At 48.8% G+C, this 23,355-nt stretch carries 24 protein-coding genes and 1 riboswitch; of the genes, 7 read left to right on the forward strand and 17 right to left on the reverse strand.

The window, feature by feature from the left end; all coding sequences use genetic code 11:
• Positions 1–59: 59 nt before the first annotated feature.
• Positions 60–1,184 (forward strand): sporulation integral membrane protein YtvI, encoded by a 1,125-nt coding sequence (ytvI, locus tag ACRPK8_RS01340; RefSeq protein WP_432236583.1) that lies wholly within the window; start codon positions 60–62, stop codon positions 1,182–1,184.
• Here the strand turns inward: ytvI and ACRPK8_RS01345 are convergent.
• The 3 genes from ACRPK8_RS01345 to ACRPK8_RS01355 are packed head-to-tail and all read right to left on the reverse strand — an operon-like array spanning position 1,164 to position 3,392.
• Complete coding sequence (locus tag ACRPK8_RS01345) at positions 1,164–1,832, reverse strand: DUF429 domain-containing protein (RefSeq protein ID WP_432236584.1); 669 nt, start codon at positions 1,830–1,832, stop codon at positions 1,164–1,166. The two genes, ytvI and ACRPK8_RS01345, sit on opposite strands and share 21 nt — an antisense overlap.
• Positions 1,813–1,983, reverse strand: coding sequence for a hypothetical protein (locus ACRPK8_RS01350; protein WP_432236585.1), 171 nt, complete (start codon positions 1,981–1,983; stop codon positions 1,813–1,815). Before ACRPK8_RS01350 ends, ACRPK8_RS01345 begins: the two co-directional genes overlap by 20 nt.
• Positions 1,980–3,392, reverse strand: coding sequence for a leucyl aminopeptidase (locus ACRPK8_RS01355; protein WP_432236586.1), 1,413 nt, complete (start codon positions 3,390–3,392; stop codon positions 1,980–1,982). Before ACRPK8_RS01355 ends, ACRPK8_RS01350 begins: the two co-directional genes overlap by 4 nt.
• Positions 3,393–3,745: 353 nt before the next feature.
• Here ACRPK8_RS01355 and ptsP point away from each other — a divergent pair, with 353 nt between their 5' ends.
• Entirely contained in the window at positions 3,746–5,470 is a 1,725-nt protein-coding gene (gene ptsP / locus ACRPK8_RS01360; protein WP_432236587.1) for a phosphoenolpyruvate--protein phosphotransferase, read from the forward strand.
• 107 nt (positions 5,471–5,577) lie between these two features.
• Here the strand turns inward: ptsP and ACRPK8_RS01365 are convergent, their stop codons facing one another.
• The 6 genes from ACRPK8_RS01365 to ACRPK8_RS01390 all read right to left on the reverse strand — a co-directional run bounded on the left by ACRPK8_RS01365 (position 5,578) and on the right by ACRPK8_RS01390 (position 13,803).
• On the reverse strand, positions 5,578–7,095 hold the full coding sequence (locus ACRPK8_RS01365) for an MDR family MFS transporter (protein ID WP_432236588.1): 1,518 nt from the start codon (positions 7,093–7,095) through the stop codon (positions 5,578–5,580).
• Between the two features lie 159 nt (positions 7,096–7,254).
• Positions 7,255–9,363 (reverse strand): glucose-specific PTS transporter subunit IIBC, encoded by a 2,109-nt coding sequence (gene ptsG / locus ACRPK8_RS01370; RefSeq protein ID WP_432236589.1) that lies wholly within the window; start codon positions 9,361–9,363, stop codon positions 7,255–7,257.
• 129 nt (positions 9,364–9,492) lie between these two features.
• On the reverse strand, positions 9,493–11,016 hold the full coding sequence (gene ptsG / locus ACRPK8_RS01375; RefSeq protein WP_432236590.1) for a glucose-specific PTS transporter subunit IIBC: 1,524 nt from the start codon (positions 11,014–11,016) through the stop codon (positions 9,493–9,495).
• A 217-nt stretch (positions 11,017–11,233) separates the two neighbouring features.
• Positions 11,234–12,091 carry a glucose PTS transporter transcription antiterminator GlcT gene (gene glcT, locus ACRPK8_RS01380; protein WP_023469132.1) on the reverse strand — a complete coding sequence of 286 codons (858 nt, stop codon included), beginning with the start codon at positions 12,089–12,091 and terminating at the stop codon, positions 11,234–11,236.
• 101 nt (positions 12,092–12,192) lie between these two features.
• The gene (locus tag ACRPK8_RS01385) at positions 12,193–12,510 is read right to left on the reverse strand and encodes a YuiB family protein (protein ID WP_432236591.1); all 318 of its coding nucleotides are present in this window, start codon (positions 12,508–12,510) and stop codon (positions 12,193–12,195) included.
• Positions 12,511–12,591: 81 nt separating this feature from the next.
• Complete coding sequence (locus ACRPK8_RS01390; protein WP_432236592.1) at positions 12,592–13,803, reverse strand: NAD(P)/FAD-dependent oxidoreductase; 1,212 nt, start codon at positions 13,801–13,803, stop codon at positions 12,592–12,594.
• Between the two features lie 243 nt (positions 13,804–14,046).
• Here ACRPK8_RS01390 and ACRPK8_RS01395 point away from each other — a divergent pair, with 243 nt between their 5' ends.
• Entirely contained in the window at positions 14,047–15,045 is a 999-nt protein-coding gene (locus ACRPK8_RS01395) for an NAD(P)/FAD-dependent oxidoreductase (protein WP_432236593.1), read from the forward strand.
• Between the two features lie 243 nt (positions 15,046–15,288).
• Here the strand turns inward: ACRPK8_RS01395 and ACRPK8_RS01400 are convergent, their stop codons facing one another.
• The 4 genes from ACRPK8_RS01400 to ACRPK8_RS01415 form a co-directional block, all read right to left on the reverse strand.
• Complete coding sequence (locus tag ACRPK8_RS01400) at positions 15,289–15,780, reverse strand: N-acetyltransferase family protein (RefSeq protein WP_432236594.1); 492 nt, start codon at positions 15,778–15,780, stop codon at positions 15,289–15,291.
• The gene (locus ACRPK8_RS01405) at positions 15,777–16,280 is read right to left on the reverse strand and encodes a GNAT family N-acetyltransferase (protein ID WP_432236595.1); all 504 of its coding nucleotides are present in this window, start codon (positions 16,278–16,280) and stop codon (positions 15,777–15,779) included. Before ACRPK8_RS01405 ends, ACRPK8_RS01400 begins: the two co-directional genes overlap by 4 nt.
• Positions 16,277–17,143: an NAD-dependent epimerase/dehydratase family protein gene (locus ACRPK8_RS01410; protein ID WP_432236596.1), complete on the reverse strand. Its 867-nt coding sequence runs from the start codon at positions 17,141–17,143 to the stop codon at positions 16,277–16,279. The genes ACRPK8_RS01405 and ACRPK8_RS01410 overlap by 4 nt, the downstream gene beginning before the upstream one ends.
• Positions 17,144–17,261: 118 nt before the next feature.
• Complete coding sequence (locus tag ACRPK8_RS01415) at positions 17,262–17,612, reverse strand: HesB/IscA family protein (protein ID WP_029342414.1); 351 nt, start codon at positions 17,610–17,612, stop codon at positions 17,262–17,264.
• A 111-nt stretch (positions 17,613–17,723) separates the two neighbouring features.
• Positions 17,724–17,866, forward strand: a riboswitch (FMN riboswitch).
• A 154-nt stretch (positions 17,867–18,020) separates the two neighbouring features.
• On the opposite strand from ACRPK8_RS01415, the gene ACRPK8_RS01420 reads away from it, so the two are divergent.
• Positions 18,021–18,587, forward strand: coding sequence for an ECF transporter S component (locus ACRPK8_RS01420; protein ID WP_214858202.1), 567 nt, complete (start codon positions 18,021–18,023; stop codon positions 18,585–18,587).
• Positions 18,588–18,663: 76 nt separating this feature from the next.
• On the opposite strand, the gene ACRPK8_RS01425 is transcribed toward ACRPK8_RS01420, so the two are convergent.
• On the reverse strand, positions 18,664–18,897 hold the full coding sequence (locus tag ACRPK8_RS01425; protein WP_023469141.1) for a YuzB family protein: 234 nt from the start codon (positions 18,895–18,897) through the stop codon (positions 18,664–18,666).
• 93 nt (positions 18,898–18,990) lie between these two features.
• Here ACRPK8_RS01425 and ACRPK8_RS01430 point away from each other — a divergent pair, with 93 nt between their 5' ends.
• Positions 18,991–20,043: an NAD(P)/FAD-dependent oxidoreductase gene (locus tag ACRPK8_RS01430; protein WP_432236597.1), complete on the forward strand. Its 1,053-nt coding sequence runs from the start codon at positions 18,991–18,993 to the stop codon at positions 20,041–20,043.
• A 256-nt stretch (positions 20,044–20,299) separates the two neighbouring features.
• Here ACRPK8_RS01430 and ACRPK8_RS01435 read toward each other — a convergent pair whose 3' ends face one another.
• Positions 20,300–20,596, reverse strand: a complete 297-nt coding sequence (locus ACRPK8_RS01435; protein ID WP_432236598.1) for a DUF1462 family protein — start codon at positions 20,594–20,596, stop codon at positions 20,300–20,302.
• Positions 20,597–20,705: 109 nt separating this feature from the next.
• Between ACRPK8_RS01435 and ACRPK8_RS01440 the strand changes: the two genes are divergently transcribed.
• Complete coding sequence (locus ACRPK8_RS01440; RefSeq protein ID WP_012371190.1) at positions 20,706–20,933, forward strand: NifU family protein; 228 nt, start codon at positions 20,706–20,708, stop codon at positions 20,931–20,933.
• Between the two features lie 42 nt (positions 20,934–20,975).
• Here ACRPK8_RS01440 and ACRPK8_RS01445 read toward each other — a convergent pair whose 3' ends face one another.
• Together ACRPK8_RS01445 and ACRPK8_RS01450 are read right to left on the reverse strand one after the other, a co-directional pair.
• Positions 20,976–21,740 (reverse strand): TIGR01457 family HAD-type hydrolase, encoded by a 765-nt coding sequence (locus ACRPK8_RS01445; protein ID WP_432236599.1) that lies wholly within the window; start codon positions 21,738–21,740, stop codon positions 20,976–20,978.
• Between the two features lie 6 nt (positions 21,741–21,746).
• On the reverse strand, positions 21,747–22,190 hold the full coding sequence (locus ACRPK8_RS01450) for a DUF86 domain-containing protein (RefSeq protein WP_432236600.1): 444 nt from the start codon (positions 22,188–22,190) through the stop codon (positions 21,747–21,749).
• Between the two features lie 151 nt (positions 22,191–22,341).
• Between ACRPK8_RS01450 and glpX the strand changes: the two genes are divergently transcribed.
• On the forward strand, positions 22,342–23,322 hold the full coding sequence (glpX, locus tag ACRPK8_RS01455) for a class II fructose-bisphosphatase (RefSeq protein ID WP_432236601.1): 981 nt from the start codon (positions 22,342–22,344) through the stop codon (positions 23,320–23,322).
• Positions 23,323–23,355: the final 33 nt, after the last annotated feature.

Consider the following 23,355-nt stretch of genomic DNA (forward strand, 5'->3'; position numbering starts at 1 on the left):
TGTACCCAAACATGATATGATGATATCAATTCTACATAATCCAGTAAGAGGTGTTGCTTGTGTCGACTGAACGTCTTTGGCAAATGGCCCGGTTTCTGACGGTGATTTTTGCCTTCGTGGCCGTCGGATGGTTACTCATCCGTCTCTCGTCCATCTTGTATCCATTCGTCTTTGCGTTTTTGCTTGCACTATTCAGCCGACCGCTCGTTGATTTCTTTCAAAAGCGGTTACGGATGAACCGGGGATGGGGTGCGTTATTATCCATCATTTTAATCAGTGGTCTATTGGTCGGTTCGCTCGCTTTGATCATCATGCAACTGATTCGCGGACTCGTCTTCGTCGCTAATCAACTTCCGGAGCAAATCCAGGAGCTCAGCCTGTATTTTCAAAAGCTGTACAACGACAAACTGGCGCCGATTTGGAACGATGCTTCGGAAGCCTTGCGATCACTTGAACCCTCTCAACAAAATACGGTTCAGAACAGTATCCAGTCGCTCGGTAGTTCACTCGCGAGCGCAATTGGCGAAGGCTCAAAGAGCATTGCCATGATGCTCCAATCCGTTCTTGCGACCTTGCCGTCGATTGCGTTGATTTTCGTCATCGTCCTGCTCGCCTGGTTTTTTATCGCAAAAGATTGGCACCAGTACGAACTACGATTGAAACGCTACGAGATGCTGCCATGGTTCGCCCGTCTCGAATCGGTCTTCCTCAGTCTTCGGTCGGCTTTGTTCGGTTATGTCAAGGCTCAGCTCACCCTGATTACGATTACCTTCTTCATCGTTTTGATCGGTCTTTTTGTCATCGGTGTTGATCATCCGTTCGCAGTTGCTTTCATCGCTGCTTTCTTCGACATCTTGCCTTATCTCGGAACAGGTTCTGTCTTCTTACCCTGGATTGCGTATTCCATCATCACGGGAGATACATCACTTGCGATCGCCCTTGGTGTTTTATACGCCTTAGTCATCCTTCAGCGCAATGTCATGGAGCCGAAAATCGTCGGTGACAATATCGGCATCCAGCCGATTACGGCATTGATTGCATTGTTCGTCGGCATTCAGTTCTTCGGTGTCTTCGGATTGATCCTCGGACCGTTGATTGCCGTCATCTTAAAAGCGCTCTACAATGCTCAGATTTTCCATTATATCTATGCCTTTGTGAAAGGATCACCCACACCATTCCGGTGAGGGTGATTTTTTAGGTAGTGCTGCGTATAAGGGATAGCCATCCTGATCAACCGGTCGATCAGCCGGTAGAAATTCACATGGAAAACGTGCTGCTGTCGCCAGAAGACAGGCATCGAGCCAGTCATCGATTGCAACATGCGACTGATGCCGTTTCCAGAATGGCGGACAATCAAAGTGTTCCAGCAAGTCAATCCGCTCCGCGATACCTTCATTCGTTTTCTTCGAAAACCGCGCCGGATGACCGGCGAGTCGCGCAAAACAGACTTCCGGATGCGCTTCATTCATTTCGCTACGGTATCGCTGACGGACTTCCCTGATTTTCGGTAACAGATACCACGCTTGTTTGGAGAGACCGATGCCAGCATGTTGTTTTGCTAAATCATTTGCTTCCATATAGTTTGATGCTGTCAGTGCACTGAGGAAAGGTGCATTAAAGACACTGCTCGTTCGACCGGGGCGTAGTTCCCGTCGCAGCAGCTGATCCGTTTCGCGCCGTCCTTCCACCAAGCCGATCGGCATATCAATCCAAATCCGGTCCGCTCGCGGTAGCTCATCGAGCGTCGCGACCACAGACGCACTATAATGACCATGCCGATACTGAACGAGGACCCATCCCGCCTTCGCAGCATCAATCCCGATGACGTACATGTGTCTTCTCCCGGAGCGAACGTAGTAGCGACAGCACCGTGAAAATGCCGATGAATGTCGCGAAGCCGAGCGATAGACGATCGCGCGTATCCAAATACCAGACGACGGAAAGGATCGTCAGTAAGACACCGAGTAGATTCCAACGTCTCATTTTTCTTGTTCGACGAACCGGTACAGACTACGAACCATGACGCCTGTTGCTCCTTTTGGACCAATCTCTGAGGCTTGGTTTTGTTCCGATGTTCCGGCGATGTCAAGGTGAAGCCACGGTGTGTCCCCGACGAATTCACCGACGAACGCACCACCGAAGATCATGTGACCCATGCGCCCTGGTGAGTTGTTCAAGTCAGCGACGTCCGAACGACGGACTTGTTTGATGAACGCATCGACATACGGCATTTGCCAGACCATCTCATTTGTCTCTTTCGTCACCTGTTCAAAACGTTCGTAGAGTGACGCATCATTCGTCAACGCACCCGTGATTTCTGTTCCAAGGGCAACAAGGACGCCACCTGTCAATGTAGCGAGATCAATGATCGCTTTCGGTTGATATTCTTTGACGTACGTGACTGCGTCAGCGAGAACAAGCCGACCTTCCGCATCCGTGTTCAAGACCTCGATCGTTTTCCCCGCCATCGACGTGATGACATCATCCGGTTTGAAGGCATCGCCGGAAATCATGTTGTCCGTTGCCGGAATGACACCGATGACGTGAACATCAGGTTTGAGCTGACCAAGTGCTTCGAATAGCCCGAGAACCGCTGCCGCGCCCCCCATGTCGCCTTTCATCCCGACGATGCCGTCTTTCGGTTTGATCGAATAACCACCTGTATCGAACGTGACACCTTTACCGACGACGGCGATCGGTGCGTCTGCTGATCCTTTATATTCAAGGACGATCAATTTCGGTGGAATGACGGATCCTTGGTTGACGGCAAGCAAGGCGCCCATACCGAGGGCTTCCATCTCTTCCTTATCGATGATCCGAAGGTCATGACCATGACGTTCCGCAATGAAACGGGCTTCGTCTGCAAGTGCTGGCGCCGTCAAGAGATTCCCTGGCATCGTTACGAGACGACGCGCCAAGTTCGTCGCTTCAGCCAAAGCCGTTCCACGGCGTGTTGCTTCTTCCTCTTCAGGTAAGACCGTCAGATGTAGCGTATATGCTTTAGAAGGCGACGTCTTGTAATGCTTGACCTCATATGTAGCGAGGGTGAATGTCTCAGCAATCAGTTCGACCGGTTGCCCTGGGAATGTCGTCGCGTCAACTGTGACCTGCTCTAAACGGCGGGCTTTGACGTGTTGAGCGGCTTTTCCGAGTAAGCGACGCAAATCATCTTGCGTGAGTTGATCGACTTTCCCGAGTCCGACGAACAAGACACGTGCGACGTCTCCCGCTAATGTTGGCAACAGACGAAGTTCTCCCCGTTTCGTTGAAATATCACCTTGACGGACCCACTCTTCTAATTTGTCACCATACAATGTTTGTAACCGTTCATCGAGTGGTTGATTTCCTGAAATCCCGACAACGAGTACGTCTACGGATTGATTCGTTTGCATATAAAACTCCCCCTTTGACTAGTATCTCTTAGTATGAAGTGTTTTCAGCCATTTTCCAACTGATAGCCTCTCGGCTCACGGCAAACGCTTTCACTGCCTCCGTTCGACAATTTGTCGAAATGCTTGGTTTCAAACAATTGTTGCCCGTTTCACAATATGATAGGATTAAACGGGTGAAATGTTGAGGCACTTCAAGAAACGATGCGTTTGCTGTTCCGGGAAATGTCTACGTTTTCATTCAAGGGAGAGTGCGCAGAAGGCTTGTTAAGAGAGAGGCGTTTATGGGTATCTATAGATAGCTAAGAAACGAAGTCGTCGCGTTAAAAAAACTTACTGAAAAGAGGGTAATGCACATGGCACAACATATCAAAGGAATTGGCGCTTCTGCAGGGATCGCGATTGCAAAAGCATTCGTGATGGAAACACCGGTCTTTGAGATTCCATCGCACAAAATCGAGGATGCGGCTGCGGAAAAAGAACGTTTCCAAGCAGCGATTGCAAAATCGAAGACGGAACTCGAAGTCATCCGTGAAAATACCTTACAAGAATTAGGTCCAGATAAAGCGGAGATTTTCTCAGCTCACCTTCTCATCTTAGAAGATCCGGAAATCGTCAGTCAGGTGAACGCAAAAATCGAGGACGAGCAAGCAAATGCTGCAAAAGCACTCGATGAAGTCGCGAACATGATGGTCATGATTTTCGAATCAATGGATAACGAATACATGCGCGAACGGGCAGCCGACGTCCGTGACGTCACAAAACGGACGATGGCTCACCTTCTCGGAATCACGTTCGTCACTCCAGCTCAAATCAACGAAGAAGTCATCATCATCGCAGAAGACTTGACGCCTTCAGATACAGCTCAATTGAACCGTAAATATGCAAAAGGTTTCGCAACGAACATTGGTGGCCGGACATCGCACTCTGCCATCATGTCACGTTCACTCGAAATCCCAGCAGTCGTCGGTACAAAAGTCGTCTTGACGGATGTAAAACACGGCGATCTTCTGATTCTTGATGGTGCAGAAGGTGACGTCATCGTCAACCCGAGCGAAGAGCAAGTGGCGGAGTACGAAGCAAAACGTGCAGCGTACATCGCACAAAAAGAAGAGTGGAAAAAACTCAAGAACGAAAAAACAGTGACAGCTGACGGTCATCACGTCGAGCTCGCTGCAAACATCGGTACACCAAACGATGTCAAAGGCGTTTTGGATAACGGTGCGGAAGCAGTAGGTCTTTACCGGACGGAATTCCTCTACATGGATGCAGAGACATTCCCAACGGAAGACGAGCAGTTCACAGCTTACAAAACGGTTCTCGAATCAATGGGCGACAAAAAAGTCGTCATCCGGACACTCGACATCGGTGGCGACAAAGAATTGTCGTACCTTGATCTCCCACACGAGATGAACCCGTTCCTCGGTTACCGTGCGATCCGCCTTTGTCTCGATCAGACAGACTTGTTCCGAACACAATTGCGCGCACTTCTTCGTGCAAGTGCATACGGTAAACTTGCTGTCATGTTCCCGATGATCGCAACGATCGAAGAGTTCCGTGCTGCAAAAGCCCTTCTCCTGGAAGAGAAAGCAAACCTCCAAGGTGAAGGCGTTACCGTATCAGAAGACATCGAAGTCGGTATGATGGTCGAGATCCCAGCAACGGCGGTCATGGCTCGTCAGTTCGCAAAAGAAGTCGACTTCTTCTCTGTCGGAACGAACGATTTGATTCAATACACGATGGCAGCAGACCGGATGAACGAGAAAGTATCGTACCTGTACCAACCGTTCAACCCAGCGATCTTGAACCTCTTGAACAACGTCATCACAGAAGCACACAAAGCAGGCAAATGGGTCGGCATGTGTGGTGAGATGGCAGGAGAAGAATTGGCACTTCCAATCCTTCTTGGTCTTGGTCTCGATGAGTTCTCGATGTCAGCATCATCTGTCCTTCGTGCACGTAGCTTGATGACACGCCTCAACAAGTCAGAGTGTGAAGCAATCGTTGAACAAGTGCTTGATATGGATACAGCAGAAGAAGTCGTTGACTTCCTCAGCACGACATTCGATATCAAAAAATAAGTTCTGCTAGACGAATCTGGAACAATCCAGGTTCGTCTTTTTTTATCTAATTCAACAAAAAAACAACGCCCCTTTCTAATAAGAAAGAAGACGTTGTCGAAACGTGATTATTGAGCTTGTTTCTTTTTCGCCGGAGCCGATTGTTCCGACAGAATCGGACGCTCGTTCCCCATCAAGAAGATGAAGATGACACCGAGCACTGCTGGAATCAATGCCCAGAAATAGACGGTTGAGATCGATTCTGCAAGCGACGTCTTGATTGCTGTCGCAACTTCTGGAGGCATCTTCGCAAAGGCAGCAGCCGTCGGGAATTGTCCACCGGACGGCGCTCCGCCTTGCGGTAACCGATCCGCTATAGCTGACGTGAACGTCCGTGATTGAATGATTCCGAGAACCGTGACACCAAGCGTCATCCCGATTGTCCGGAATGTCGAGCCCATCGAGGTCGCAGCTCCACGACGTTGCATCTCGATCCCATTGATACTCGCGAGATTCAACAGAGAGAAGCTGAAGCCAACCCCGAAGCCGAGAATGATCATATAGATCGTGACCGCTGTCCGCGACGTCTCAAGCGTCATCGTACTGAGCAGATAGACACCGAGTAAGAAAAAGACCGCCGAGACCATCATGACGTTTCGGAATCCAAACTTATTCGGTAATTGCCCACCGAGTTGTGCCGAGACGACCGAGGCAATCAACATCGGCATCAGAATCAGACCGGAGTTCGTTGCACTGCCACCAAAGACTCCTTGAACGAAGATCGGAATGAAGACACTCGCCGAAATGAAGACGAATCCATAAAAGAAGGCAACGCCTTGTGTTGCCGCAAATAAACGACGACGGAACAAACTAAACGTAATGACGGGGTCCGCAGCACGTCGTTCCGCAAATGCAAAGGCAATGAACGCGACAAGAGCAGCTCCGAACAACCCGAGAATTTGCGGAGAAGACCATGCATATTCCTTCCCACCCATTTCGAGCGCGAGCAGGAAGACAATCAATCCGGCGACGAGGGTCAAGGCACCGACATAGTCGATTTTCTGTGTCCGGTGAACCGGTGATTCCTGATAAAAGACCGTCACGAGACCGAGCGCAATCAAGCCGAGCGGGATGTTGATGTAGAACACCCAGCGCCAGTCGAGCGAATCCGTCAATACAGCACCAAGTAAGGGACCGAAGATACTGGAGATCCCGAAGACGGCTCCAAATAAACCACTGACCTTCCCGCGTTTTTCAGGCGGGAAAATATCAAAGATGATCGTAAAGGCGATTGGCATCAATGCCCCACCACCAAGCCCTTGTAACGCACGATAGGCAGACAGCTCAATGATCGAGTCCGCCATCCCGCACAAGATACTTCCGATCATGAAAAGAAGCATTCCAAAGAGAAAGAATCGCTTTCTTCCATACATGTCACTCAGCTTACCGAAAATCGGCATCCCGGCAACGGTTGCGATCATGTAAGCCGACGTGACCCACGCGTACTGATCAAACCCGTTTAGTTCGCTGACGATTGTCGGCATCGCCGTCGCAACGATCGTGTTGTCCATTGCTGCGACTAAAATCCCGATTAATAATCCGATGACGACAGGTGTCGTATTCGTTTTTGTTGTAGTCGAAGACATCGACGCACCTCATTTCTTAATAAATTAGCTAACTCTTATAATAGCTAACTCATTGTATCATCATATGTGCAAAATCTCATTAATAAATGTGTTGATCTGATTGAAAGACGCAAAAAAGACGAGTCGAATGCGTCGACTCGTCTTTCTTACAATCTGATTTTATTCCACACGATATGAGATTGCTTCACCTGCTTCGACCGTCTTACCGATTTCAACATCGACTTTTCGATCGCCGCTGTTCGTGACGATGATTGGTGTCAGCAACGATGGGACAAGTGGGCGAACTTGTTCCAGATCGACATTAAGAAGCGGTGTGCCCGGTTCGACACGATCGCCCGCTTTCGCCAATGCTTCGAATCCTTTTCCTTCAAGCGAAACCGTATCGATACCGATATGAATCAAGATTTCGTCCCCGTTATCCGCAAGAATACCAATTGCATGTTTTGTCGGGAAGAAGGTCGTAATTTCACCGGAAACCGGAGAGACGACATATCCTTCTGTCGGATCGATTGCATATCCATCTCCCATCATCCGTCCGGAGAAAACTTGATCCGGTACATCATCAAGCGAACGAATCGTACCGCTGAGTGGGGAGACATACCCTTCTTGCGGTACGTATTCTCCACCGCTGTCACCAGCTAATGGCCCCGTCTCCGTTTTTGTTCCAGTTGTCCGTGCCTCATCCCCTGTTGGTACTTGTGGAATTGGATCAGCTTCCGGTGTTTCTTTTGGTTTATAGTTTGGATCTTTCATGATGTCTGCCATCTCTGTCTTGATCCCGTCGGATTTCGGTCCAAAGATCGCCTGGACGTTATCTCCGACTTCAAGAACACCGGCTGCACCGAGCTCTTTCAAACGATCTTTATTGACACCGGATTTATCATTGACTGTAATCCGAAGACGTGTGATACAAGCATCTAAGTGTTTAATGTTTGATGGACCGCCGAACGCCTGCAGAATTTCGTACGGTAAATCGCCTGCTTGTGCCGTTGATGTAGCGGCACCCTCTTTAATCGCTTCGCGTCCTGGAATTTTCAGATCAAACTTCGTGATGACGAAGCGGAATCCGAAGTAATAGATGACGGCGAAGACAAGACCGACAGGAATGACAAGCCACCATGACGTTCGATTCGGTAGAATCCCGAATAACGTGTAGTCAATCAATCCACCGGAGAACGTCATCCCGATCTTGACGTTCAGTAGGTCCATGATCATGAATGAAAGACCAGCAAAAACAGCGTGTACGGCAAACAAGAGTGGTGCGACGAATACGAAGGAGAACTCGACCGGCTCCGTGATACCAGTCAGGAAAGAAGTCAAGGCAGCCGAGAAATAGAGACCTTCGACCGCTTTTCGACGATCTTTTGCGACCGTATGATACATCGCAAGACAGGCTGCCGGAAGACCGAACATCATGAATGGATATTTCCCGGTCATATATGTCCCTGCCGTGAACGGAACGCCATCTTTTAATTGTGCAAAGAAGATCCGCTGATCCCCGTTGATGATCGTTCCGGCTTTATCCGTATATTCCCCGAACTGGAACCAGAAGCTTGAGTACCAGATATGGTGAAGACCAAACGGAATCAGTGAACGCTCAACCAAACCGAAGATGAAGGCAGACAGTGGTTCATTTGCTTCGATGATCGTTTTTGAGAACGTGTTGATTCCTGTCCCGATCGGTGGCCAGATATACGACAACGCAAAACCGGCAATGAGGCTGAACAGCGCTGTGGCAATCGGAACAAAACGTTTACCTGCGAAGAATCCGAGGAAATCAGGCAGTTTGATCTTAAAGAATTTATTATAACTGTACGCTGCTATCAAACCGGCAATGATCCCTCCGAATACCCCCATCTGCAAGGTCGGTATCCCAAGAACTGTTGCATACGATAAGTCACTCGCTTGTTGCGCTTCCGTAATTTTTTCTGGTGTAATCTGCAAAAACGAACTGATGACCTTGTTCATGATCAGGAAACCGACGATTGCGGCTAAGCCGGCGACCCCTTCCCCATTCGCAAGACCAATCGCGACCCCGACGGCAAACAATAGTCCGAGGTTCGCAAAGATGATATCACCTGCATCCTGCATGACTCGCCAAATGACGACAAGCGAATCATTTTCGAGGAACGGTAAATATTGCGTCAAGTTCGGGTTTTGAAATGCTGTCCCGAACGCAAGCAATAACCCCGCTGCCGGCAAAATCGCGACCGGTAACATCAGGGCCTTACCGATCCGCTGTAAGACACCAAACACGTTTTTCCACATGCGTATGTTCCCTCCTTTTTTAAACAAACTACTTAATTCATACCCTAAAATATTCTAGCGCAAAACGATTCCGAAAGATTTTACCAAAAAAAATGAGCCCTTCCGCAGAAGGACTCACTTCTTAAAACATTAGACTGTTTTTTCTTGTTTACGTGATGCGATGACGGCTTGGATCTCAGACTTGATGTTGTCTGATTTCGGTCCGTAGATCGCTTGAACGTTGTTACCAACTTCAAGGACACCCGCAGCACCTAATTTTTTCAACTCATCTTTGTTGACTTTCGATTTGTCGAGAACTTCAACACGAAGACGTGTGATACAAGCATCCAAGTGTTTGATGTTCGATTCTGTACCGAGTGCATCGAGGATACCTTCAGCAAGTTCAGAACCTTGTGCAGAAGAAGTTTCTTGTACTGCATCTTCACGACCTGGTGTTTTCAGGTTAAACTTGCGGATTGCGAAACGGAATCCGAAGTAGTAGATGACAGAGAGTGCAAGACCGACGACGATGACGAGCCACCACTGCGTGCGTCCTGGAAGAACACCAAAGAGAAGGAAGTCGATCAAACCACCAGAGAATGTCATACCGATCTTAACGTTCAACAATTGCATCGTCATGAACGAAAGACCAGCGAAAACTGCGTGAACGGCGAACAAGATTGGCGCTACGAATAAGAATGCGAATTCGATTGGCTCTGTGATACCTGTCAAGAATGCTGTAAGTGCTGCTGATCCGAGAAGACCACCAACGACCGCACGGCGCTCAGGACGAGCTTCGTGGTACATTGCGAGTGCTGCTGCCGGAAGACCGAACATCATGAACGGGAATTTACCAGTCATGAACGTACCAGCTGTTAATGTTGCGTTATCTTTCAATTGTGCGAAGAAGATCGCTTGGTCACCATGAACGACTGTTCCAGCTGCATTCTTGTACGAACCGAATTCGAACCAGAATGGTGCATAGAAGATATGGTGAAGACCGAATGGAATCAACGAACGTTCGATGAGACCGAAGACGAATGCTGCGAGTGTTGGGTTTTTCTCCATCATGAAGTGCGAGAACGAGTTCAAGCCATCTTGCGCGAACGGCCAGACGAAGACGAGAACAAGACCTGCAATCAATGAAACGACTGCTGTGACGATCGGAACGAAACGTTTACCAGCAAAGAATCCAAGGAACTGTGGCAATTCGAGATTATGATACTTCCCGTACGCCCAAGCTGCGATCAGACCGATGATGATACCACCGAATACCCCAGTTTGAAGTGTCGGGATACCGAGTACGTTTGCATATCCTTGACCGTTAGCCACCATTTCAGGTGTAACGCCGAGCCATACGCTCATTGTTTTGTTCATGATCAGGAATCCGACGATTGCCGCAAGTCCGGCTGCGCCGTCCCCTGCAAGACCAATCGCGACACCGACCGCGAATAAGAGTGCTAAGTTACCGAAGATGATATCCCCGGCTGCTTCCATTAATTTTGCAACCTTGATGATTGCATCATTTTTTAAGAACTCGAGTTTTGACGTCAAGTTCGGATTTTGCATCGCGTTACCGAATCCGAGTAGGATACCGGCAGCTGGCAAAATCGCTACAGGAAGCATCAACGCTTTACCGACACGTTGAAGAACAGCAAAAATCTGTTTGAACATGTGTGTTTCCTCCTTTTCCTGTTAAGAGCGAAGTATGATGAATAATGCCAATGATTGAGACGAAAAAAGTCAGACATCTGACCGTTTTTTTACAGAAAAAAATCAGGCACGAGCGGATTGTAGACAATAGACTTATCCCGTTGCGTAACGGAAATAAAGCTTCTTGCCCGACATCCCACTCATGCCTGATCGTATCAGTAACACGTAGTCCGTGCGGTCATTTACCTGAATCGTACTGCACTAAGCGTTGCAGATGCATCGTAAGATACGTCGCCTCGCCGCGCGGTACCGCTTTCTTCAACTGACGTTCCATGATGGACATCAGCTCCCAAGCAGTATCATAGCATAGCGGATATTCTTCACGCAATAGCTTTTCTACTTTTTCTGGAGCCTCTAGATACTCCCCATTGGAAACCCTTTCAATCGCTGAACGAAGATGCCGAATCAGACGCTTGTAATCAAGCGATTTTCGATCGATTTTAATCTCCAGTCGCTGTTCGATATGACTGGCAATTAAACCGACGAGCTGATGATGACGGTTGACTTCGAGTACGTCTTTGAAGTTCGTCGCCGAATGAATATGAAGTGCGATGAATCCCGTCTCGGCTGGAGGCAGGTAAAAATTCATTTCAGCACTGATGAATTCGACGATCTCTTCTGCAAGGGCGTACTCTTCCGGATACAAGGCTTCCGTTTCAGCAAGAAACGGATTCGTAACTTCCATCCCCTGCTCCAATCGCTTAAACGTAAACGTCAAGTGATCCGTTAATCCGATATGGATATGTTCATCAACCTTTTTGCCGAAGCGCGTCTCGATCATCGAGACGATTTCGTTCATCAGCGCGATGAAGTTCTCATCGAGATGACCGACGAGCGCCTTATATTGATCCTGTTCTTCTTTATCCTTCAACGTGTAGACTTTTTCCAACTTATCGAGATCTGTCAGTTGATCGCCTGGCTTCCGACCGAAGCCAATCCCTTTCGCGAGGATAATGACTTCCTGATTCGCACCAGTCGAACAAATGACGACATTATTATTCAATACCTTGATAACGTGGTACATTTGTTTATCCATTCGCTCTCAACCCAATCTGCTCTTACACATTTATTTAAAGACATTGTTTTTATTATAACGGTTTTTCAGACACGAAAAAAGCCTACTTACTCAAGTAGACTTTAAAACATTTGGTAACCGCTCTTACGCAGGAAACGAATCGATAGACCGGCGATGATGATTCCGGCAAGACCCGCCGCAAACATCGTGATATCCGCTGCCTGTAGACCAGCAATCCGGTCTCCGAGATTCGGAATCGCTTCACGAGCGTTCGTGAAGTACTCGAGCGTCGACTGGTTGTCGATCATCATGATGATGATGACCGGATAGAGTACGAGCATCACCCATGTACTCCGCAACAACATGTTTAAGATGAATCCGATACTAAAGAACATGACGAGATAAAGGACACTCCCGATCACGGCTTGAATGATATGCATACTGTTCCCCCTTTGAATCTCTTCTAGTATAACCGACAAAAAAGGCAAATGCACGAGTGTACATTTGCCTAAAACGTGAACTTAGAACTTCCCTTTTTTGATTGCAAGACCAAGCTTTTTCAATTCGAAGAAGTGTTTGTTGTCGATGACTTTTTTCATGAACGATGCGTTACGACCGTAGATCTTCTTACCGAAGACCATGCCGATGCCGTCTTTATGACCAAGTGAAGCGACCGTTCCTTTGTTCTCATACGTGAACGACGATGTTTGACGACCCGCGATGAGTGCTGCGATGTTCTCAGCGACTTTGTGTGCTTGTTGTGTCGCAATCTGTGCAGTTGGTGGGTACGGACGGTTCGAACTTGGATCCATGACTGCTGAACAGTCACCGATCATGAAGACGTTGTCGTGTCCTGGAACACGGAGATCTTCTTCGACGACGACACGGTTACGCATCGCTTCGAAACCAGATGCCGCAACGACTGGGTTACCACTGACGCCACCTGTCCAGATGATCGTGCTTGCTTCGATTGTTTCAGTCGTGTCGCCTTGAAGCGGACCGAACGTAACGCTTCCTGGGCCACATTCCTTGATGCCGTTACCGAGTTTGAACTCGACGCCTTGGCGCTCAAGCCATTTGTGTGCGTAGTTGACGAGATCAGCGTCGAATCCTGGAAGGACTGTTGGTGCTGCCTCGATGTTGACGACACGAACGAGTTCGCGTGGGATATCATATTGTTTGCACAGTTCTGGAATCCGGTTAACGAGCTCACCCATGAACTCGATTCCTGTGAATCCAGCACCACCAACGACGATCGTCAAGAGTGAACGATCTTGTGATCCTGTTGTTTTGTACTGTGCGAATGAGTAGTCGATATGTTCCTTGATTTTACGGACGCTGTTCAACGAGCTGATCGTCAGCGCGTGTTCCTTCAATCCTTTGATGCCGAATGTTTCAGGAACGCCACCGAGAGCAACGACGACGTAATCGTAAGGAACCGTTCCACCATCTTGTAAAAGAACCGTTTTAGCAGCCGTGTCGACTTTCTCAACGATCCCTTTGACAAGTTTAACGCGGGACGGGTTGATGACATCATTGATGTAGATGCGCGCTTGCTCCGCGGACATCGTACCTGCAGCTGGTTCATGTAACCAAGTCGTTTGGTAATGATAGTCGTGTTTGTTAATCAACGTGATGTTCGCTTGATCGACGCCGAGTTTCTTTTGAAGGTTGACTGCTGTGATCAATCCACCGTAGCCTGCTCCAAGAATAACAATGTTAGGTGTGTTCATGTTCTGATACTCCTTACGAATCGTAGTTTTGTTGTGATTTTCTTCACATTCAATGACAGACGAATGCTCAAAAATTTTGTTCAAATAATGTTCACATGTCTATAAGCCTATTGAAACACTTTTTAGAAATGATTGCAAAAGAAAAATGTAATTTCCTCTAAAAAAATGTGAGATATCCCGTACTTGCACCTGGACCCCCTTCTTCCTATATAATGGACCTATCCAACGCTAGGAGGGAATCAGATGTACCAACCATATGATGTCACGATCATCGGCGGCGGTCCGGTCGGACTGTTCACCGCGTTTTATTCAGGAATGCGCCAGATGAAGACGAAGGTCATCGAGAGTCTACCTCAATTAGGTGGGCAACTCGCTACGCTTTATCCTGAAAAATATATATACGATATTGCCGGTTTTCCGAAAGTAAAAGCGCAGGAACTGGTCGATCGGCTGCTTGAACAAGCGAATGAATTTGATCCGACGTACGTGCTCGGCGAGACAGTCATCGCTTACGAACGGATGGATGACGGGATCATCCGTCTCGTCACGAATAAAGGCGAGCATTATACGAAGACCGTCATCTTGACGGCAGGAAACGGATCGTTCGCTGCGCGTCCACTCGGAGTGGCGGATGCAGAACGCTTCGAAGAAACAAATTTACACTATTTCGTCAACGACATGGAACGTTTCAAGGATCGTCAAGTCGTCCTGCTCGGCGGTGGTGACTCCGCAGTCGACTGGTCACTGATGCTTGAACCGATCGCAAAATCCGTCACGCTCGTTCACCGTCGCGACAAGTTCCGTGCCCATGAACACTCGGTTGAACTGTTGCACGATTCGTCCGTCAACGTCATGACACCGTACACGCTCGAATCGGTCACAGGTGAGACGCACATCGAGACGCTGACGTTCAAACATGCTGAAAGTGTGGAAGTCGTCGTCGTCGCTGCGGACGATGTCGTCTGTAACTTCGGTTTCGTTTCTTCACTCGGACCATTGAAAGAATGGGAAGTCGAATTCGAACGGAATTCGATTCGTGTCAACTCGAAGATGGAGACAGCCATTCCAGGCGTCTTCGCTTGCGGTGATATCGCAACCTATGAAGGGCGCGTCAAACTGATCGCAACAGGATTCGGTGAAGCACCGATTGCTGTCAATCAGGCGAAGCTTCTCGTTGATCCATCTGCTCGTCACCCGCAACACTCGACAAGCTTGTTCGAAAAAGTAACGAATCACTCTTAAGATACATGTGAGTGACTGTAAATGATAAGAGGTCGGATTCCGGATGACATATCGGAGTCCGACCTCTTATTTTCATAGAATGACACGTAGTATGCGACCAAACATCTTCGACTCCTACAGGAAAAGGAAGCACGATGTGTGCTTCCGTCAGGGATAGGTAAGACCCGACAGATCACATGGAATGGGAACTGGCGCGGCTTACATCCCGCCTGAGGAAAGCGAAGATGTTGAGAACGTCCGATTTCATATAGATAATCTTTCAACAGGTATCCGGTAAACCCGTTGCACGAGTTCCACCCCACCTCGCTCAATCATCGATTCCTCAATGACCTGACCACCGAATCGCTCGTAAAACCGACATGCCGGATTATCTCGCAAGACAGCAACCTGCATCGTCCCATATTCCGCTAAGTCGGAAGCGATGCGTTGAAACAACGCTTTGCCGAGTCCCTGCCCTTGAGACGCTTGCAAGACATAAATCGCGTAGAGTTCCCCTTCACGCGCATCACTTCGACTCGGTCCACCTTGCGCAAAGCCAACGACTTCGCCTTCCGCCTCCACGACATATACGCGCTGGTCAACTACCGTCTGCTCCCATTGTTTCGTCCGTTTCGCATGCGACAACTGGGCTAAATAAGAATCGGGGATGATCCCTTGATACGTTTCATGCCAAGCATCGATATGAACGCGGGCGATGGCTGACGCATCTTCTAGACGTGCTTCACGGATCTTCATAACGCAATGATGAAGCGACGTGTCTCGCGTCCATTACGAACAGTCGGCTCAATTTCTTGTCCGCCGTTCGCTAGGATGACACGACGTGATGCGAGATTATCAACGCCACACGTCAACAGTACTTGATCGAGTCCACGTTGCCGTGCTTCTTCAAGCGCCAATCGAAGTCCGGTCGTCGCATATCCTTTCTGACGCTCTGATGGTCGGATGCCGTATCCGATGTGTCCACCGTACAACTTCAAGTTCTCCGTCAAATCATGCCGGAAGTTCAACGCGCCGACGATTCGTTGTCCGTCGACCATCCAGTACGTCGAATGGGTGACGAGCCCCGGGCTGACCGTTGTCTCCATTTCCTTAAGTTCCGCGAAATAAGCGCCGAGCGGTTCATATGTGTCTCCGACTGCTTCTGGCACGATCGTTTCGCCCGACTCTCGCCAGTCTTCTAAAAAAGCGCGATACTCAGTTTCCCATGCGAGGGTTGGTTTCATCAACTGCATCATTGGTGATTGCGCACCTCCTCTTCAATCAAACGATCGAGCCAGTCATCGACATGTTGGAATAGATAGCCCGCTTGTTTCGCGGCTGTCGTATCCATATAAAAATCACGTTCCGGCGCAAGCGGTGATTCATCTTCCCCTTTTGCGACGAGTTGGCTCGTCGTTCCCGCGACGCGGTCGATTTTATCCATCAGGTCTTCAATCGATAAGACACCGTCACTCGCAGCATTGATCGGACCTGTCAATTCAGAACGGCCACACCATTCAAGGAAGGCAGCGGCTTCATAACTTGAGATATAGCCCATCTTCGCATAACTGTTTTCAGCAACGACCGGACGCCCGTCAAGCGCCCGCTTGATATGAAAAACAAGCCGTTCCGTATAATCATCTGGTCCGAGAACAACCGGAAAACGAACGGCAACGACCGGGAACGTCGCCCGTTGGAAGAAATAACTCTCTGCTTGTCGCTTCCCTTCGCCATAACCATGTTCTTTCTCAAGATCATATTTCCCGGGAAACGGATTATAGGAACGCTCTGTGATGTTCGCACCACCGTCTTCATAAACAGACATCGTCGACGTTAACACGTAGCGTCCGACTTTTCCTTCAAATGCGTCAATCGCGAGTTTTGCTTGATACGGCGTGAAGCAGATGTTGTCATAGATGACATCCCAGTGCTGTTGGCTTAAGTCCTTCATCGTACTACTCGACGTACGGTCCCCTTTGAAAAATGTCAAGCCCTTCGCGACCGGTGGTGTATGCTCACCGCGTGTGACGATCGTCACATCATCGCCCGAATCGGCTAACCGAATCGCTAAGCGCCGTCCGAAATAACGGGTTCCCCCGAAGATCAATACTTTTCTCATCCTGAAGCCCTCCCTGTTCGTAGTAGCATTCACTCTCTGTAATATTTCGAGTCAACGGAACAGGTCTCCTGTATGAAGACAATAAAAAAATCGTGGACGATGTCCACGATTGCATCAATCAACAACCACCTGGTGTACCGGCATTCGTTGCCGTACGGAATGAAGTTCCGCAACCACATGTTGCGATGGCATTCGGATTCGTGATCGTGAATCCACCGCCAAGCATCGACTGTTTATAATCGATCTCCAGTCCTTTGACGACCGGGTAATCCTTTTCGTCCACGATGACGGTCACGCCGTGCTGTTCGAAAACGAGATCCGTTTCTTTTTGTTGATCGAATCCCATCCCATACGACAGACCACTACATCCACCACCTTGGACGAGCATCCGAAGATTTCGTTCATCTGCTGGTGCCTGCGCCATCATGTCCTGGACTTGTAACGCTGCTGCCTCCGTTAAATGGATCATGTCATCACCTTCCTTTTCTTTAGTATACGCAACTTTTAAGCGAATCGAAACCTAGTTGCTTGAAACCATCTTGAATTCGTTGTATAAATGGTATGTACAATAAAATAATCGTTCCATCTTCAGGGCAGGGTGAAATTCCCGACCGGCGGTAAACAACTCTTCTTGAGTTGAAGCCCGCGAGCGAATAGGGCGCTATTTGCTGATTCTGTGTAATTCAGGAGCCGACAGTATAGTCTGGATGGGAGAAGATGGCGGCATGAGTTTGAATTTGGTCGATTGTGCAATAATCGATTAGGTTTATTTAATGCGGACTTCTCCCCTGTTGATCTCATCAATAGGGGTTTCTTTATGGTCGCAGTCATGCCAATACTTCATCGAGAGGAACGAGCAAAAGGAGACAATACTCGTATGAAACGCACACAAAAAATGGTCACTCTGTCAATGTTAGGTTCAATCTCATTTGTTCTTATGCTTATCAATTTTCCACTACCGTTCTTACCGAACTATCTGAAGATCGACTTCAGTGATGTTCCTGCTCTCGTCGCAGCGATCATGTTCTCACCGGTCGCAGGTGTCATCGTCGAAGCATTGAAGAACGTGTTGTACTATATCTTCCGCGGAAGTGGTGTTCCGGTCGGAGAATTCGCGAACTTCGCTGCCGGTATCGCCTTCGTACTACCTGTCAGCTGGTTCTACCACAAAAAGAAATCAACACAAGGTCTCGCAACTGGTCTCGTCGCCGGTACAATTACGATGGCACTCGGTCTTGCGATCCTCAACTATATTTTGATTCTTCCAGCCTATGCATGGTTCCTCGGTATGGACTATATGGCGGATCCCGCTGTCAAATGGACAGCAATCACAGCCGGTATCTTACCGTTTAACGTCATCAAGGCGTTGTTCATCTCGGCACTCTTCATTCCGTTGTTCTTGAAACTACGACCATGGATGATGCGCCGTCAACAATCGGCCTGATCCGAAAAGCTGCGCCCGCTGACGGATACGAATCCCCTCGTTCAGACGAACGAGGGGATTTTTTGGCTGTCCGAGCTCACAGCTCGTTCTCTTCGATTTTCAAATAAATCTTCTCGAGCAACTCTTCCGGTGTTTCGCCGACGACCGTCTCCCCATCGACGAGACAAAAATGATCGAGCGAACAAATGCCACAATAGCCGAGGCAACCGTATTCGACGACGTCGACGTTCGGATCACGTTCAAGTTGCTCCATGACGACCTGTGTTCCGGCCGCTAAGTTACTGATACAAAATTCAATAATCGGATTCACTTTTTTTCCTCCTTCAAGCAGGAAACGACCTGCCTCATGTCGTATTATACAAGGTCAGACTGATTTAGGGGAACTAAGGGGGATTTTTACGTTATGAAGCAATTGGTCGTACTCGGCGGAGGATATGGTGGAATGCGGATTTGTGAGCGATTCAAGGACGAGGAAGTTGCCGTCACGCTCGTCGACCGTCTACCGTACCACGCACTCAAAACGGAATATTACGCACTCGCAGCAGGTACATTATCAGATCGGGATGTCCGGATTGAATTTCCGGAGGGGAAACATCTTACTTATAAGTATGGACATGTCATCAAAATCTCACCCGAGACGAATACGGTCCACCTGCAGGATGGATCAGAACTCTTCTATGACGACTTGATCATCGCCCTCGGTTGCGAGGATAAATACCACAACATTCCGGGTGCCCAGGAGTTTACATACAGCATCCAGACACTTGAAGAGTCGCGCAAGACACAACAAGCGATTTGTGGTCTGTCACCGGGATCCGTCGTCTCAATCGTCGGTGCCGGTCTATCCGGTGTCGAACTTGCCAGTGAACTGCATGAGAGCCGGAAAGATTTAACGATCCGTCTGTTCGACCGCGGACCATCCGTCTTGTCGTTCTTATCCGACAAAGTCTCGTCTTACGTCCAAGAATGGTTCGAGGAGCATGACGTCGAGGTCATCAACAATTCGAACGTCACGCTCGTCACGGCGGACGACGTGCGAAATGGCGACGACACGTATCCGTCGGACTTAACGATTTGGACGGCAGGTACACAACCGGTCAAAGTCGTACGCGATCTCGGCTTTGCTGCGGACAGTGGTGGTCGTATCAAATTGACGGAACATCATCACGTACCGGAATATGAAAATCTATTCGTTATCGGGGATTGCGCCAGCTTACCGTACGCACCAAGCGGTCAACTTGCAGAACATCAGGCAGAACAAGTCGTCGATGTCCTGCAAGCCAAGTGGCAAGGGAAGAAATTACCGAAACTGCCAGAAATCAAACTGCGCGGGATGCTCGGATCACTCGGAAAATCAGACGGTTTCGGAATCGTCATGGGGAAACAGGCGCTGACAGGAAAGGTTCCGCGTCTCTTAAAGTCCGGTGTCTTATGGAAACACAAAAAGATTAAATAATCAAAAGAGGTTGACTCAAAAAAGAATGACTCGTCTTTTCACGCCCTTTCCTCAGGCGAGACACAAGCCAGTTTTCCTGCTTCGTTCAAGCAGGAAAGCGGGTCTTGTTTGTCTCTGACAGCGCAAAAATGCGCTTTTTTCCTGTAGGAGTGGCGTGTAATGCGTCATTCTTTTTTACGAGATAAGGGTGGCAGATCATCATTCTGCCACCCTTATCTTTGTAGAAACTGACTTTTGAGTCAGCCTCTTTTTTCGTTCACCCCGCCTGATTCAGCTTTGCATCGATCGCCGCCGTGATCGTCTTCAGTTTAACGTACCCTTCGTCAATCATCTCATCATCAAGCACGATCAACGGGTAAAAATAGACATCGTCTTTCAAGGCTTCCGTCCATTGATCCGCTACTGCTGTCTCAAAATCAACGTAGCGTAACGTCATCGCTTGCTCATATTTCCGTCCGAGGACGGCTTGCAACCAGCTGAACGTCTCTTCCGAACTAGGTGCCCCGACACAACTCGGACAGGTGACCGCTGTTCCGTACACCGTGATTTCCATCTTGAAGTCCCCCTTTTCAATTCACTCCTCTTTAGTATACAAGTTTTCCAGATTGAGAACATTTTTCAACCCTGTTACAATGAAACTATACGAAAGGATGTGTTTACGCATGGAAATGTTTGATCAAGTGAATGAAGTTCTTGAAAAATTGCGTCCGTTCCTTCTTCGTGATGGAGGAGACGTTGAACTCGTAGATGTAGAAGACGGAATCGTAAAACTCCGTTTGATGGGAGCTTGCGGTAGCTGCCCAAGTTCAACGATCACATTGAAGGCCGGTATCGAACGTGCCCTTCTTGAAGAAGTCGCTGGCGTCGTTGAAGTCGAACAAGTCTTCTAATACATGAAATCCCGAACGAATTCTCGTTCGGGATTTTTTGATTCACAGAATCCATTCGGCTAACGTATCGACCATGTATGTCGGTTGACGATCCTGCCCTTGAATGAAGACTGGCGTATGAACGCCGGAATTGACGTGCATCGTCCGGATGCCTCCATTGATTCCGAACAGAATATCCGTATGGTAGTTATCTCCGACCATGATGACGTCTTCTTTTGACAGACCGATCATCTCCGTTGCGATATCGACCATGACCGGTTCCGGTTTACCGATAAAGAACGGTTCCTTCTCGGTCGTCACGCGTAGGACCGCTGTCAAGGCACCGTTCCCTGGTAAGAAACCACGCTCTGTCGGAATCGCGATATCACCATTCGTCGAGATGAACCGGGCGCCGGCACGAATCGCAAGCGCACCGACAGCGAGTTTTTCATAGGTGATCTGACGGTCGAGACCGATGACGACGTAATCCGCCGCTTCGGTTGCGACGACATCTAACTCTTCCCGCTCAAGCGCATCGATCAGTCCTGTCTCACCGATCGCATAGACACGCGCTTTCGGTGACAAGTTAGCAATATAACGACCGGTCGCCATCGCACTCGTCAAGACATGCTTCGCATCGGCATGAACACCCATCCCGCGTAATTTCTCTGCCACGGCTTCTGCCGTCATCGATGCATTATTCGTCACGAATAAGTACGGAACTCCTTCTGCTTGCAGGCGGTTGACGAAATCGACCGCTTCTTTTACCGGTTCCGTCCCGTTATACATCGTTCCATCTAAATCAAATAAATAGCCTTTTGCCTTCATCCTGACTCACTCCTCGTTTGGTAAAAATGCAGACACCGGTCCGAGTTCTGTCTCGATATACCGGCGAATCGCTTCCGGGAAACGACGTAGTTCTGCTTCCTCCGTCTCAAGTACCGCCCGAATCTCCGCCATACTCGACTCTGTGAATGACCGGACGATCAACGTACGTAATGCAACGAGCTTCTTCAGACTCGTCGCAAGCGGTCCATCGATCACCTGCTCATCTTCTAAGATGAGGATGATATCTTCATAACTTCCCGGATCCCGCATGATGAATCCATCAATCATACTGTTTCCGATGTCGATGACACTCTCGATGACTAAAAAACCGATTCGCTCCATAGCCAGTGCCGTCGTCACCGGATCCCCCGTAACTTCCTTACTTTGTCGAAGTGCCGTCTCATAACAAGTGACTGTCTCTTCGATTTTTTGACGATTGACGAAATACATCTTCATTCCCCCTCACATCCTCCATTTTATCGCTTACCGGCAGTCCTGAAAAGCAGAAAGGTCATTTGCATCACATTCCTCAATGTGTTATCCTCAATTTAGATTTTTGCTGAAAATAGTATGTCACATTGGTGACGTGGAGGTTATATACATGGAACGGGAACTCGCACTGGAAATCGTACGCGCTACGGAAGCAGCAGCACTCGCTTCTGCTCAATGGATTGGTCGCGGTAAGAAAAATGAAGCGGATGATGCAGCAACGACTGCGATGCGCGAAGTCTTGAACACGGTCAACATGAACGGAACGGTCGTCATCGGTGAAGGCGAACTCGACGAAGCACCGATGCTCTTCATCGGCGAACGTGTCGGAACAGCAAACGGTCCAATCGTGGATATCGCCGTCGATCCGCTTGAAGGAACGAACATCGTTGCGAAAGGGCTTGGTAATGCGATGGTCGTCATCGCCGTCGCCGATCAAGGTGCCCTGCTCCACGCACCCGATATGTATATGGATAAATTGACAGTCGGTCCGAACTTGAAAGGGCACGTCTCGCTCGACGATCCGCTTGAAGTCATCATTGAAAAGGCAGCACAATATAACAATAAACGGATTGAAGACGTTACGGTCATCATGCAGGACCGCCCGCGTCATGATCACTTCCGCGAAGCCGCGATGCGGATGGGCGCACGCGTCCGTCTGTTTGAAGACGGTGATGTCTCAGCTGGAATCGCGCCACTCTCTCCTGCGACAGGAATCGATATCTTTATCGGCACAGGCGGCGCTCCTGAAGGTGTCATCACGGCTGCTGCGGTTAAAGCAATGGGGGGCGACATGCAAGCACGCTTACATCCGATGAACGAAGAAGAAACGGCCCGCGTCATCCGGATGGGTCTAGCGGATCCACTTCAACTCTTGACGCTTGATGACCTCATTAAAAGTGACGACTGCATCTTTGCTGCGACAGGCGTCACGACCGGCGAAATGCTCGATGGTGTTAAGTTCTTGACGGATGATATCGTCGAAACGACATCGCTCGTCATGCGTTCGAAGACACGGACAATCCGCAAAGTCATCGCCGAGCATAGCTTGTCGCGTAAACCATACTTGCAAAACGTGCCCCAAACCCTTTAATCTGAAACAGATGTTAGGGAAATGAGGGAAGCT

Source organism: Exiguobacterium sp. TDN 0502 (genome assembly GCF_050846835.1).
Classification (GTDB): domain Bacteria; phylum Bacillota; class Bacilli; order Exiguobacteriales; family Exiguobacteriaceae; genus Exiguobacterium_A.

Coding starts and splice junctions, on each gene's coding strand:
- ACRPK8_RS01345 (WP_432236584.1), bottom strand. CDS start 1,832: ATGTACGTCATCGGGATTGATGCTGCGAAGGCGGGATGGGTCCTCGTT.
- ACRPK8_RS01350 (WP_432236585.1), bottom strand. CDS start 1,983: ATGAGACGTTGGAATCTACTCGGTGTCTTACTGACGATCCTTTCCGTC.
- ACRPK8_RS01355 (WP_432236586.1), bottom strand. CDS start 3,392: ATGCAAACGAATCAATCCGTAGACGTACTCGTTGTCGGGATTTCAGGA.
- ptsP (WP_432236587.1), top strand. CDS start 3,746: ATGGCACAACATATCAAAGGAATTGGCGCTTCTGCAGGGATCGCGATT.
- ACRPK8_RS01365 (WP_432236588.1), bottom strand. CDS start 7,095: ATGTCTTCGACTACAACAAAAACGAATACGACACCTGTCGTCATCGGA.
- ptsG (WP_432236589.1), bottom strand. CDS start 9,363: ATGTGGAAAAACGTGTTTGGTGTCTTACAGCGGATCGGTAAGGCCCTG.
- ptsG (WP_432236590.1), bottom strand. CDS start 11,016: ATGTTCAAACAGATTTTTGCTGTTCTTCAACGTGTCGGTAAAGCGTTG.
- glcT (WP_023469132.1), bottom strand. CDS start 12,091: ATGGATAAACAAATGTACCACGTTATCAAGGTATTGAATAATAATGTC.
- ACRPK8_RS01385 (WP_432236591.1), bottom strand. CDS start 12,510: ATGCATATCATTCAAGCCGTGATCGGGAGTGTCCTTTATCTCGTCATG.
- ACRPK8_RS01390 (WP_432236592.1), bottom strand. CDS start 13,803: ATGAACACACCTAACATTGTTATTCTTGGAGCAGGCTACGGTGGATTG.
- ACRPK8_RS01395 (WP_432236593.1), top strand. CDS start 14,047: ATGTACCAACCATATGATGTCACGATCATCGGCGGCGGTCCGGTCGGA.
- ACRPK8_RS01400 (WP_432236594.1), bottom strand. CDS start 15,780: ATGAAGATCCGTGAAGCACGTCTAGAAGATGCGTCAGCCATCGCCCGC.
- ACRPK8_RS01405 (WP_432236595.1), bottom strand. CDS start 16,280: ATGATGCAGTTGATGAAACCAACCCTCGCATGGGAAACTGAGTATCGC.
- ACRPK8_RS01410 (WP_432236596.1), bottom strand. CDS start 17,143: ATGAGAAAAGTATTGATCTTCGGGGGAACCCGTTATTTCGGACGGCGC.
- ACRPK8_RS01415 (WP_029342414.1), bottom strand. CDS start 17,612: ATGATCCATTTAACGGAGGCAGCAGCGTTACAAGTCCAGGACATGATG.
- ACRPK8_RS01420 (WP_214858202.1), top strand. CDS start 18,021: ATGAAACGCACACAAAAAATGGTCACTCTGTCAATGTTAGGTTCAATC.
- ACRPK8_RS01430 (WP_432236597.1), top strand. CDS start 18,991: ATGAAGCAATTGGTCGTACTCGGCGGAGGATATGGTGGAATGCGGATT.
- ACRPK8_RS01435 (WP_432236598.1), bottom strand. CDS start 20,596: ATGGAAATCACGGTGTACGGAACAGCGGTCACCTGTCCGAGTTGTGTC.
- ACRPK8_RS01440 (WP_012371190.1), top strand. CDS start 20,706: ATGGAAATGTTTGATCAAGTGAATGAAGTTCTTGAAAAATTGCGTCCG.
- ACRPK8_RS01445 (WP_432236599.1), bottom strand. CDS start 21,740: ATGAAGGCAAAAGGCTATTTATTTGATTTAGATGGAACGATGTATAAC.
- ACRPK8_RS01450 (WP_432236600.1), bottom strand. CDS start 22,190: ATGTATTTCGTCAATCGTCAAAAAATCGAAGAGACAGTCACTTGTTAT.
- glpX (WP_432236601.1), top strand. CDS start 22,342: ATGGAACGGGAACTCGCACTGGAAATCGTACGCGCTACGGAAGCAGCA.